At 65.5% G+C, this 11,965-nt stretch carries 12 protein-coding genes; 3 read left to right on the top strand and 9 right to left on the bottom strand.

From position 1 onward, the window contains the following. Positions 1 to 151 precede the first annotated feature (151 nt). From F4827_RS31470 to F4827_RS31445, 6 genes are all read right to left on the bottom strand, one after another. A complete protein-coding gene (locus tag F4827_RS31470; protein WP_183731855.1) occupies positions 152 to 1,486 on the bottom strand; it encodes an AAA-associated domain-containing protein in 1,335 nt (444 codons plus the stop codon). 16 nt (positions 1,487 to 1,502) lie between these two features. Then, complete coding sequence (locus F4827_RS31465; protein WP_183731852.1) at positions 1,503 to 3,254, bottom strand: ABC transporter permease subunit; 1,752 nt, start codon at positions 3,252 to 3,254, stop codon at positions 1,503 to 1,505. A gap of 202 nt (positions 3,255 to 3,456) precedes the next feature. Further along, positions 3,457 to 3,627 (bottom strand): hypothetical protein, encoded by a 171-nt coding sequence (locus F4827_RS31460; protein ID WP_183731849.1) that lies wholly within the window; start codon positions 3,625 to 3,627, stop codon positions 3,457 to 3,459. A gap of 810 nt (positions 3,628 to 4,437) precedes the next feature. Next, positions 4,438 to 4,893, bottom strand: a complete 456-nt coding sequence (locus F4827_RS31455; protein WP_183731846.1) for a hypothetical protein — start codon at positions 4,891 to 4,893, stop codon at positions 4,438 to 4,440. Between the two features lie 158 nt (positions 4,894 to 5,051). Then, positions 5,052 to 5,504, bottom strand: a complete 453-nt coding sequence (locus F4827_RS31450; protein WP_183731842.1) for a zinc-finger-containing protein — start codon at positions 5,502 to 5,504, stop codon at positions 5,052 to 5,054. Positions 5,505 to 5,667: 163 nt separating this feature from the next. After that, entirely contained in the window at positions 5,668 to 6,933 is a 1,266-nt protein-coding gene (locus F4827_RS31445; RefSeq protein ID WP_183731839.1) for an MFS transporter, read from the bottom strand. Between the two features lie 136 nt (positions 6,934 to 7,069). On the opposite strand from F4827_RS31445, the gene F4827_RS31440 reads away from it, so the two are divergent. Next, a complete protein-coding gene (locus F4827_RS31440; protein WP_409258876.1) occupies positions 7,070 to 7,237 on the top strand; it encodes a hypothetical protein in 168 nt (55 codons plus the stop codon). Positions 7,238 to 7,304: 67 nt separating this feature from the next. Here F4827_RS31440 and F4827_RS31435 read toward each other — a convergent pair whose 3' ends face one another. From F4827_RS31435 to F4827_RS31425, 3 genes are all read right to left on the bottom strand, one after another. Next, positions 7,305 to 7,628, bottom strand: a complete 324-nt coding sequence (locus F4827_RS31435; RefSeq protein WP_183731956.1) for a LysR family transcriptional regulator — start codon at positions 7,626 to 7,628, stop codon at positions 7,305 to 7,307. Positions 7,629 to 7,825: 197 nt separating this feature from the next. Then, positions 7,826 to 8,422 carry a nitrogen fixation protein NifQ gene (locus tag F4827_RS31430; RefSeq protein ID WP_183731836.1) on the bottom strand — a complete coding sequence of 199 codons (597 nt, stop codon included), beginning with the start codon at positions 8,420 to 8,422 and terminating at the stop codon, positions 7,826 to 7,828. A 19-nt stretch (positions 8,423 to 8,441) separates the two neighbouring features. Beyond that, complete coding sequence (locus tag F4827_RS31425) at positions 8,442 to 8,870, bottom strand: molybdopterin-binding protein (RefSeq protein WP_183731833.1); 429 nt, start codon at positions 8,868 to 8,870, stop codon at positions 8,442 to 8,444. Between the two features lie 171 nt (positions 8,871 to 9,041). On the opposite strand from F4827_RS31425, the gene F4827_RS31420 reads away from it, so the two are divergent. Together F4827_RS31420 and F4827_RS31415 are read left to right on the top strand one after the other, a co-directional pair. Continuing rightward, positions 9,042 to 9,926, top strand: coding sequence for an extracellular solute-binding protein (locus F4827_RS31420; protein WP_183731830.1), 885 nt, complete (start codon positions 9,042 to 9,044; stop codon positions 9,924 to 9,926). Between the two features lie 13 nt (positions 9,927 to 9,939). Next, the gene (locus tag F4827_RS31415) at positions 9,940 to 11,787 is read left to right on the top strand and encodes an ATP-binding cassette domain-containing protein (protein WP_183731827.1); all 1,848 of its coding nucleotides are present in this window, start codon (positions 9,940 to 9,942) and stop codon (positions 11,785 to 11,787) included. The last annotated feature ends 178 nt before the right edge of the window (positions 11,788 to 11,965 follow it).

Here is an 11,965-nt window from a genome sequence, read left to right as displayed (position 1 = left end):
TGCTTGCCGATACAACGATCGCGCGTTTGCATCGACTCCCGAACAAGCTCACCTTTAGCGGCGTTTTGCGTACGCGATGCACGAAAAAAAACCGGAGCACCTGGCTCCGGTTTTTTTACGCCTCATTGCGTCTGAAGTGTGAACATCGGCATCAAGCCTCGACGTCTTCCAGGCTGAAGATTTCCGACTGGTCGTTGTACGAGAAGATCTCGCCGTAACGGCCCCAGTCGATCACGGTGTCGAGCGTCTGTTCCGCCGCAACGTCCGAGAGGAAGTCTTCCAGTTCCTGCTCGAAGCGCACGCGCGGCGCACGATGGCCCGGACGCTCGTTGAGCACCTTCTTGATCCGCGCCGCCAGCGGCACGTTGCGCAGCAGGTGATCGGCAAACATCAGCTTGCGCGCCTGCGTGCCCATTTCCGCGAATACGCGCGCGGGCGGCGTGAGCAGCAGATCGCCGTCGCGCACATCGGCGAAACCGAGCTGTTGCAGCATTTCCGCGATCGGGAACAGGTCGTCCACTTCCAGATGCAGCGAGCGCGCGATGTCCGGCATGTCGGCGCGGCCGTGGTAGGGCGCTGCCGCCAGCGTTTCGATCAGACCCGCCATCAGGTTGGTGGACACGTCAGGCAGACGGCTGCCCACTTCGAGACGCCGCGACGACGTTTCCGCCGCATCGCGCGCGGTCATCTTCGCGTAGATATCGTCCACCAGCTTGCGGAACGCCGGATCGAGACGATTGCGCGGATGCTTGAACGGCACCTTGATCTCGGCGACCACCCGGCCAGGATTGGACGACAGCACGAGGATGCGGTCGCACATGAACACCGCTTCCTCGATGTTGTGCGTGACGATCAGCATCGACTTGATCGGCATGCGGCCTTGCGTCCACAGATCGAGCAGGTCGGTACGCAGCGTTTCGGCGGTCAGCACGTCGAGCGCCGAGAACGGCTCGTCCATCAGCATGAGCATCGGATCGACCACCAGCGCGCGCGCAAAGCCCACGCGCTGACGCATGCCGCCCGACAGCTCGCGCGGATAGGCGTTTTCGAAGCCGTCCAGACCGATCAGGTCGATGGCGGCCAGCGCCCGCTCGCGGCGCTCGCGTGCGCCGACGCCCTGTGCTTCCAGGCCCGCTTCCACGTTCTGCAGCACGGTGAGCCACGGAAATAGCGCGAAGGTCTGGAACACCATCGACACGCCTTCGGCCGGGCCGTTCAGCGGCTTGCCGCGCCAGTTGACTTCGCCCGAGGAGGCTTCGATCAGGCCCGAGATGATGCGCAGCAAGGTGGACTTGCCCGAGCCCGAGCGGCCCAGCAGCCCGACGATTTCACCTTCGCGCAGCGACAGATTGACGTCGTCGAGCACGAGGCGCTCGTCGTCCTTCTTCGCGAAGCCGCGCGACATGTGTTTGACCGAGAGCACTTCTTCGCCGAGCGTCGGACGCAGCGGCAGCAGGTCGGATGAGACGGTTTTGGGATTCAGCATGATGATCTACTCCATCTCAATCGAGGCGCAGCCTGGACTCGGCGTAGGTGTACAGCGGACGCCAGAGCACGCGGTTAAAGAGCGTGACGAACAGGGACATCATTGCGATGCCCACGATGATCTTGGGGAAGTCGCCGGCGGCGGTCATCTGCGCGATGTACGCGCCCAGGCCGTGCGCCTGGAGTCTGGTATCGCCCCACTGCACGAATTCGGAGACGATGCTTGCGTTCCATGCGCCGCCCGAAGCGGTGATCGCGCCCGTGACGTAGTACGGGAAAATGCCCGGCAGCATCGCCTGACGCCACCATTGCCAGCCGCGAATATGGAAGTTCTTCGCGGCTTCCTTGTAGTCGTTCGGATAGGCGCTTGCGCCCGCGATCACGTTGAACAGGATGTACCACTGCGTGCCCAGCACGATCAGCGGCGAAAGCCAGATGTCCGGGTTCAGGTGGAAGCGCACGATCACGATCACGAACACCGGGAACAGCAGGTTGGCCGGGAAGGCGGCGAGGAACTGCGCGAGCGGCTGGATCTTTTCGGCGAGCGCCGGACGCAGGCCGATGATCACGCCCAGCGGCACCCAGATCACCGAAGCGACGGCAATCAGCAGGATCACCCGCAGCAGCGTGATGAGGCCCAGCAAGAAAACGTGGCCGACTTCGTCGAGCGTCACGCCCGTGCGCACGTAGCTGAACACGCGCCAGACCACGAACGCCGTGAGCGCGATCACGCCGATCGCCCAGATGATGTCGCCCACGCGCGAGCGCTTGCTGCGCGAGGTGCTCATCACGGGTATCGCCTTCGGCAGTTGCACGCGGATCGGAATGCGCGCGAGCGTCGCCAGCATGAAGCCCATCGGCACAAGCAGACGGTGAATCAGGTGCGTGCGGCGGATCAGGTCGAGCAGCCAGGATTCCGGTGCGTCGCCCGAGCTGGTGTTTTCCATGCGGAACTTGTCGGCCCAGGCGACCAGCGGGCGGAACAGGAACTGGTCATAGGCCAGGATCACGACCGTCATCGCCAGAATCACCCAGCCGATGGCGTGCAGGTTCTTTTCCGTGATGGCCTGAGCCAGATACGCGCCGATGCCCGGCAGCGTGATGGTGTTGTTGCCCACCGTGATGGCTTCGGAAGCCACCACGAAGAACCAGCCGCCCGACATCGACATCATCATGTTCCAGATCAGGCCCGGCATCGAGAACGGCACTTCCAGTTTCCAGAAGCGTTGCCAGCTGGTCAGATGGAAGCCTCGCGACACCTCGTCCAGATCGCGCGGCACCGTGCGCAGCGACTGGTAGAAGCTGAAGGTCATGTTCCACGCCTGGCTGGTGAAAATCGCGAAGATCGCCGCGAGTTCGGCGCCCAGCACGCGCGAGGGAAACAGCGCGAGAAAGAACGTGACCGTAAACGAGATATAGCCCAGCACGGGCACCGACTGAAGAATGTCGAGGATCGGCACCAGCACCTGGCCCGCACGGCGGCTCTTGGCCGCAAGCGTGCCGTACACCAGCGTGAAGATCAGCGAAGCGACCATCGCCGCCAGCATGCGCAGCGTGGTGCGCAGCGCGTACTCAGGCAGATTGGCCGGATCGAGCGAAATCGCCTGGGTCTTGAGCACGGCGATCGGCGCCATGGTTTCGTGGAACCCGATGGCCGCCATCGCAATCAGGCAGATGATGAGCGGAAACGCGACGAAGTCCCAGCGATTGGGCAGCACGCGCCACGCCGAAGCATTGGCCGTGCGGTTCAGGTTGAATCTGAACTCCATTAGCGGCCTCCCAAGGCTTTAGCGCGCACGATGCCCTGTGCGCGGGGTGCGCGGCGGTTCGTTCGCAGTGAGCGGTTGTACTGATTCATGTCTTGAAGCACCAGCGTTCTGGATGATGCGCGGCCCTTGCGCCCTGCCTCACGCACTACCGAGGCAAAGCACAGGCGCGGGGCCGTTCTCTCGTCTGACTTTCGAAAATCCGTCAGCCCCGGGCGCTCTGGAACACTCGGGCGCGCAGATCACGCCAGCGAGCGGCAAGTGTCGAAGGACGGCAGGGCGGCGTGGCCGGCGCGCGCTGGCGGGCGCCGATCACATCGGGATGCAGGGTGTGCTGCGTTTGCGGCAGGTTGGGCAGAAGAAGGCCGAAGTTCATGCTGAATCTCCTCGCGTCGCACCGTCCGGTGGACGCCTTGGCGAGGAAAGTCAGCAGACCCGGCTGCGCGCACCATGGGTTGCGGCGCGCAACGACGGCTTACGTCCGCCGGCTTTCCTCAGGGAATATCGAAAGGAAGCGGCATAACGGGTAACTGTCACTGTCGGACATCGGAACTCCTTATCGTCACGGCGGCGTGCGGGGCGGGCCGGATGGCCAGGCCCTGCACGACGCGAGTGGCGGTCCGCGCATCGGCTCGGGGCGGCTGGTTTCATCCCAGCGATGCCGCAAAACGGAGCGATGAACAGACCGTGCCGCGAGCGCAAACGCTCACGGCGCGATATCGGTCCTGCGCGGCGCAAAGTCAGACGACATGCGAAGGCGCGGGATCGACGCTAAAAAGAGTGCACGAGGATTTACTGCTGGACGCGCACCATCTGCCTGGCTGGCAAGACGGCGGCTGAAAGAAAGGGAGCGCGGACGTCCTGCCGGTCAGGCAGCGAAACTATTCGAAGATCGACAACTGCTACTGTCCAAGGCGTCAGCCCCTTTTGTTAAGACGGGCGAATTTTAGTCACGCACCCTGCCTGAAGTCAACACGATTCGCGCCGTTCGTCAAATCCCGTGCCAATGTCGCCACAACGCCGTCGGACGGCGCATCGGGCGAATCCGGCGCGTTCATCGTCAGGGCGCTTTCGGCCCTTGCCGCAGGCTGACGGCGCTATTGTGAATTTCCGGGCCGGATCGGCAAACATCATCCGCATTGTTGCGCAATCCGTGCGCCCGGGATCCTGCGAGGCGGCTGTCCGCTCAGGCGCGCTTGCGTGCCTGCTGACGCGCATCGCCTGCGCGCACCCGCTCAAGACGCTCGCTGGCTTCCGTCAGCACCCACAGCGGTGCGCTTTGCAATTGCATGTCGTAGACGGCGATCACGACCTTGATTGCGTCGAACTGCGCATCGTCGATCGACCATTCTCCCTGTGCGCCGCCGCGCGAGAAGCACGAGAGGATCGCTTCGTCAGCCGGGCCGATCTGTTCGGGCGTTAGCGTGCCGTAACCGGCGTCGGCGGTTGCCTGGGCCAGCCAGTGAGCGTGCAGGATCGCCTGCGCATCATGCTGGGAACCGCCCGCGCGCAACGCGGCGAGCGCCAGATGCACCTGCAGGGCAAGTTCGTCCGCGCTGGCGCGCGGCATCGGCAGCAAATCGCCCTTGACCCGGTGTCGGCGGGCCTGATTCTGCTGCGGGAAAGGGATCGTCTTGGCCATGTCGCACAAAGGAAATCAGTTCAGGTGCAATAACGGCACCTCCCGCGCAAGGTTGAGCGCTGATTTGCTACGGCAATGTAACCATTGGTGACAACTGGCAAGAAATGCGCCCGGCGAATGCGCCCGGCGAGGCTTGCCGGGCGTGCCTTTGGAGGGCGCTAGCGGGCGTCGTCGGTGGCGCGGCGCGCGGCCATGAACGCTTCGACGTGACGAATCGCCGCTTCGCACTGTTCGAGCGTCAGTAGATGGATAGAGGGATTCGGCAGTTCGAAGCGCAGTTCTTCGGCGATCCAGCGCAGCGCCCGGCCGCGCGCCTCGAACACGTTGACCTTGTCGCGCCGCACCTTGGCGGCGACCAGCGGTTCGAGCGCGTCGTGCAGGCGGCTCTTGGCTTCGCGCAGCGCTGCGTTGGCCAGGCGTCCGAGCGGCACGTTGCGCGTACTGCGCGCAGGCACGCCAATCCACGCCTCGCAGGGCGTGCAGACCCAGAGCGGGCCGTGATCGTCGCGGTACGGGTAGGCTTCATCGCCAAAGCGGGCGAGCAGCGCTTTCGCGCCGCAGTAGTCGCAAAGCGGCTGCGGCAGCGCCTTGACCGGGCGGCCTACGCGCATGCGTGACTCCTTTCAGTGGCGCAGACGGGGGTTGTCGATTGCATCGTGGGGGTCTTACCTGTTCATGAATAGGTCGATATGCGAAAGCATAGCGGCAAACGGCGCGCTTTCATCGCGCCGGACGGCTCAGGCCGTTTGGCCAGGGCGCTGTCGCCCTGCCCCGTCAGTTTGCGCCCGCCGTGGCGCGCTCCGGCTCGCGTTCGAGCGATCGCGTGTCGCGAAGCGCGGGGAAAAGTTTCATCCAGGCAAGCGCCACGCAGATCGTCGCCACGCCCCCCACCAGCACGGCGGGCTGCGCGCCCCACCATCCGGCGGTCAAGCCAGATTCGAATTCGCCCAGCTGATTCGACGTGCCGATGAAAAGCGAATTGACCGCGCTCACGCGGCCCAGCGTTTCGTTGGGCGTGCGCAATTGCACCAGCGAGCTGCGCACCACCACGCTCACCACGTCCGACGCGCCCAGCACCCCCAGCGCCACCAGCGACAGCACGATGTTGTGCGACAGCCCGAACGCGATCGTCGCGAAGCCGAACACGATCACGCCGCCGAACATCGCGAGCCCGGGCCTGCGCCGCAACGGGAAATGCGCGAGCCAGATCGTGCCCGTGAGCGCGCCCACGGCCGAAGCCGAGCGCAACAGGCCGAGTTCGAGCGGACCTGCGTGAAGGATGTCGCGCGCGAAGATCGGCAGCAGCGCGGTCGCGCCGCCAAACAGCACGGCGAACAGATCGAGCGACAGCGCGCCCAGAATCACCGGCTGCGAGCGGATAAAGGCGATGCCCGAAAACACCGATTCGAGCGTGACGGGTGCGCGCGACGCGGGTTTCGTGTGCAGCACAATTTTGCTCGACAGCACCGCCGCGAGCGCGAACGAGATCGCACAGGCCGAATAGGCCGCGCCCGCCCCCACGCCGTAAAGCAGACCGCCCAGCGCCGGGCCGAGGATCTGCGCAGTCTGGGTCGCCGAGGTGGACCAGGCGGTGGCGTTGGGCAACTGCGCACGCGGCACAACGCCGGGCAGCAGCGACGAGATCGCCGGCGACTCGAACGCACGCGCCGCGCCCACGCAGGCCGCCAGCGCGTAGATGATCGGCGCGCTCAGCCAGCCGCCGAAGGTGCCGCAGGCGAAGGTCAGCGCCGCAGCGCATTCGATGCTCTGACAAACGGCGGCGATGCGCCGCCGGTCATAGCGGTCGGCGACATGGCCCACGACGAGCGTGAGCAGGAACATCGGCAGAAACTGCGCGAGGCCGACGAGACCGAGCGCGAAGGCGCTTTTCGTCAGCGCGTAGATGTGCCAGCCCATGGCGACGGCAAGCATCTGGAACGACAGGGAGGCGAGCACGCGCGCGCCCCAGAAACGCTGGAAACCGGGATGGCGCGCAAGACTGCCGGAAGCAGCGCCGGAGCCGGATAAGGGTGTGTTCATTGGACGGCGTATGGACAGCGACTGAAGCCAGAACGCGCCACGGGCGGGCGCGGCGGCGCGTGAGGTGGAACCGGAAAGCTGACAATTTTAGAACAAGGGGCGCGTCGGCACTCGCGGAGCTTTCGCGGATATGGCCGTGTTCCCGATCGGTTGCATCGACCACGATTCGATGAACCTGCTCAAGCGCGTGCGCGATCGGCATCAGGTGCGCTATCACCCGCTGCGCACGGCCAGCCTCGCAAGCTTTGTCGAGCCGATGGTGCGGCTGCATGCCGGCACGACGCCGGCCCGACGCCGGCGCTGACGACCGTGCCGGCGTCGCGCTTCTCTTCTGTCTGCGCCACGGTTGAAAAGCGGGTAAACCGCGGCGCTCAGCCCTTGACCAGTTTGGTGAGCGCGGCAATTTCGGGCGCGCAGGCAGCCGCCGCGCGCGCTTCGATGCCGCGATAAAGACGGATGATTTCCTCGCCGACGGCCGTGAGCGTGCTGCCGCCGCCACTCTGGCCGCCATGCTCGGACACCGTGGCCGGCGATTCGAGTGCGCGGTTCAGCTCGTCCATCAGCAGCCATGCACGCCGATAAGACATATTGAGGCTGCGCGCCGCCGCCGAAATCGAGCCGTGGTCGCGCACCGCCTCCAGCAGCGTCACCTTGCCGGGCCCAAGCGCGACCGTTTCGTGCTGGATTACGCGCATGCGAAAGCGCACGTCGGGTTCGCGGCGCGATGATGCGCCGACGGCATCGGTCGTTGCGGAATCGGGCGCAGTGTTCTGGGCAGCGCTTTTGCGCGCCTTGACGGGCCCGGGCGTGCGGTCTTTGGTCGATGCAGTCATGGGCGAAAGCATACATGATGGATTTCGCGTCTCCCGTGCATCGAGGCGCGCCAGAAGCGCTAATTGGCGTGCTTGCGGTCGGGAAAACAGAAGCCGAAATCCTCGCAGCCGGGGCAACCCGGCGCGGGTCCCGGCACATCGCCGCGCGACAGCGCCAGTTCGCGCGCGAGCAGCTTTTTCCAGCGCAGGTTTTGCGTGTTGCGCGCGACGACTTCGGGAAAGAAACGCGTGAGCATCTGCGTAACGTCGTCGCGGCCGGACAAACCAAGATCGCGCCACAAATGGTCGGGCCGCAGGCAGGCGTGCGCGAGGATCGTGGCGAGACAGCGCGCGTCTTCGGCATGGGTTTCGGACGCGGCCAGGCCGATCAGGAAATCGCGCATCGCAGCAGCGAAGGCCGCCTGCTTTTCGTCCAGCAAGGCGACGGATTCATGCGACGGCACGGTAAGCGCGTTTGTCGCGAAATGCCGTGCCGCCAGCCCGGCCAGTTCTGACGGCGATAAACCCAGCAAGGCGCGCTCGCCGCGCACTTCACGCGCCGCGACGAGGCGCGCGAACAGCCAGCCGTCCGGCGAGCGCGCCCCGCCCGGCACGCTGCTCAGGCGGTCGCGACACGCAGCAACGCGTTGTTCCAGATCGGACGGCGAGCCGGTCATGGCTGACGCCTTAGACGCCTCAGGCGTCCACGCCGATGATCACGCTCGACGCCTTGAAGAGCGCCGATGCCGTCTTGCCAGCCGCAAGCCCGAGCTTATCGACGCTTTCGTTCGTGATGATGGCGGCGATCTGCGCGCCGCCTGGCGCGGCGATCACGACTTCGGCGTTCACCGCGCCCCGGGTGAGCGACGTCACGCTGCCGGTGACGACGTTGCGCGTGGAGACCTTGCTCGCGTCGCCATCGACCATCAGGATCACCGACGATGCCTTCACCAGCGCGAAGGCCGGCTTGCCAGCCGCGAGGCCCAGCGAAGCGGCGCTGCCGTGCGTGATGATGGCGACGATTTCGAGGCCGCCATCGGCGCGCAGGGTGACTTCGTCGTTGACGGCACCGTGCTTGACCGAAGCGATCTGGCCGGTGAAATGATTGCGGGCGCTGGTACGCATGACTGTCTCCTCAGAGGTTCGAGCGGATTCAAGCTGGTTTAGCCGGACAGTGTAGCCGCGCCCGTTATACACGCCCGGTCGTTATCGCGAAGATTGGGCATCCGGATAAGCACAACGTTCCACCAGGACGTCGTAATATATCGTCCTTTATAACGCTACGGGGTAGATGAGATGATCCGCGAGTTGATCGCATCGGTCGTGATGATGTCGAGCGTGCTGGCCGCGAGTTCGAGCGCATTCGCGGCAGATGACAATGATGTGAACGTGCTCTACGCAGGCTCGCTCGTGAACCTGATGGAAAAGAGCGTCGGCCCCGCGTTCGAAAAGGAAACCGGCCTGCATTTCAAGGGCTATGCGGCCGGCTCGAACAAGATCGCCAATGAGATCAAGGGCAAGCTGCGCCGTGGCGACGTATTCATCAGCGCGAGCCCCAAGGTCAACGCCAACCTGATGGGCGAGGCCAATGGCAACCACGTTTCGTGGTACGCGAATTTCGCGGAATCGCCGCTGCTGATCGGCTATAACCCCAAGAGCCGTTTTGCCGCCGATTTCAAGACGAAGAAGTGGGAACAGGTGCTGCAGGAACAGGGCATCCGCCTTGGCCGCACGGACCCGAAGCTCGACCCGAAGGGCGCTTTCACCGTCGAACTGATGACGAAGGCCGCGCAGGCGTATAACCAGCCGGATCTGGTCGAAAAGACCCTGGGCGCGCCGGAGAACCCGGAACAGGTGCTGCCGGAAGAAACGCTGGTCGGCCGTCTGCAATCGGGTCAGCTCGACGCAGGTTTCTTCTACTCGACCGAAACGTCAGACCTGAAGATTCCGTCGATCCACCCGGCGCCCGAGCTGAAGATCAAGGCGAACTACACGCTGACGATCCTCAACGACGCGCCGAATAACGCCGGCGCCGCGCGCTTCGTGAACTTCCTGCTCTCGGCGCAAGGCCGCAAGCTGCTCGCCGAACATGGCGTGGATGTGACGAAGCCCGCCGTCAACGGCAACGTCCAGGCGATTCCGCCCTCCGTGCAGGCGGTGATCGACGCCGCGCAGCAATGAGCCTGCCGCAGTCATGACGCAACCCGTTAAGCGCGCCGCGAGGCCGCTCTGGTGGCTGGGCGCGCTGCTCGCGGTCTATCTGTGCGCGCCCTTTCTCGCCAGCATTCCGCAGATCGGCCAGGCCGACTGGGCCAACGTCGACTGGCACGCGACCTGGTCGGCCGTGGGCGTGTCGGCGGGGAGCGCGAGCGTGGCGGCGCTGCTGATCCTGACCGGCGGCGTGCCGCTCGGCTACTGGCTCGCGCGATCGCGTGCGCGCGGCGTCGCGCTGTTGGGTTTCGTGGTGCAGTTGCCGCTGGCGCTGCCGCCGCTCACGAGCGGCATTCTGCTGCTGTTTCTGCTCGGCCCGTATAGCCCCCTCGGCCTGCTGTTCAATGGCGCGCTCACCGATTCCTTCACCGGCATCGTGCTCGCCGAAACCTTCGTGGCCGCGCCATTTCTGATCGTCGCGGCGCGCTCGGCGTTCGCCGCCGTCGATCCCGTCTACGACGACGTCGCCGCCACGCTCGGCCATCACGCCGCCAGCCGTTTCTTCCGCGTCACCCTGCCGATCGCCTGGCCCGCCATCCGCGCGGGCCTTGCACTCGCGTGGCTGCGCGCGTTCGGCGAATTCGGCGCAACGGTGATGGTCGCCTATCACCCTTACTCACTGCCGGTCTACACCTACGTGGTGTTCGGCGGCCAGGGCCTGCCCGCGATGATGCCGTTGCTGCTGCCGACGCTGGCCATCGCAATCGTCTGCGCGGTGCTCTCCGTCTACACGCGCGGCGCGCGCAGCACGCTGACGGTGAGCGTCGATAACGGCGACGAACTCACCGCCATCACGCCCGCCGCCGCCGCGAGCGACGCCGCCGATCTGCGGCTCGCATTTGCGGCGAAGCGTCATCTGGGGGCGTTCACGCTCGACGTCGCCTGGCAGCCGCGCACGCGACGGCTGGCGATCATCGGGCCGTCCGGCTCGGGCAAGTCGCTCGCGCTGCGCATCATCGCGGGGCTCGAAGCCAACGACAGCGGCGCGGTGACGCTCGGCGCAACCGATCTTGGCGTGCTGCCGCCCGAGCGCCGCCAGATCGGCTATATGCCGCAGGACTACGGCCTGTTCCCGCATATGACGGTGGCGCAGCAACTGGCGTTTCCCGTCGATGCCGATGCCGCCAGCGCACGCTACTGGCTCGCGCATCTGGGCCTCGACACGCTCACCCAACGGCTGCCGCGCCAGCTTTCCTTCGGCCAGCGCCAGCGCGTCGCGCTCGCACGCGCGCTCACGCGGCATAGCCCCTTGCTGCTGTTCGACGAGCCGTTTGCCGCGCTCGACACGCCGCGCCGCCGCAAGCTGCAGCAATCGCTGCGCGCGCTCCAGCGCGAGATCGCGGCGGTCACCGTGATCGTCACGCACGATCCCGACGAAGCCGCCCTGCTCGCGGATGAAGTCCTTGTGATCGAACAGGGCCGCATGCTGCAGGCCGGCCCCGTCGATGCCGTGTTCGCGCGCCCCGCTTCGCTGCGTGTGGCCGATCTGCTTGGCTTGCATAACATCGGCGAGGGTGTCGTGCGTGGAACGGGTGAGATCGAGACGGCGCGTGGCCTACGGCTGCCTTGCGCAGAAGCGCTCGCGCAAGGTTCGCGCGTGATGTGGCGCGTTGCGCCGCGCGCGCTGCGCGCCGCACCCGATGGCCGTTGGGAAGGCCGCATCGCCGGGACGTCGCTGCGCCACGGCGACCGCTATGTGACGATCGAACTGGCGGGCGAACTGTTCGATATTCCCGCCGACGACTGCGCCGACTCGCCAGACGGTGCGCGCGCGTTGCGCTTCGACATCGCTGCAAGCGGCGTAACGGCGTGGGCGGTTGAAGGCTCCTGAAAAGCCTCACCTTTGGGTTGGAGGTGGAGATGCGCAGCTGCTGCAGATCGGGCGGCGAAGGCTTGTTTTAAGGGGTTTTCTGCTTTTCGTCCCTAACGGAGAGCGTTGCGTTTACCGGCAAAACAACGCTCCCGAACATTCTCACCTCTGCCCTTTTTAGCCGGTGTCAGCGATACGA

It is taken from the genome of Paraburkholderia bannensis (genome assembly GCF_014200455.1).
Lineage (GTDB): Bacteria > Pseudomonadota > Gammaproteobacteria > Burkholderiales > Burkholderiaceae > Paraburkholderia > Paraburkholderia bannensis_A.
Note: the sequence above shows the minus strand (reverse complement) of the source record. Positions and strands in the feature narration are given on the sequence as shown.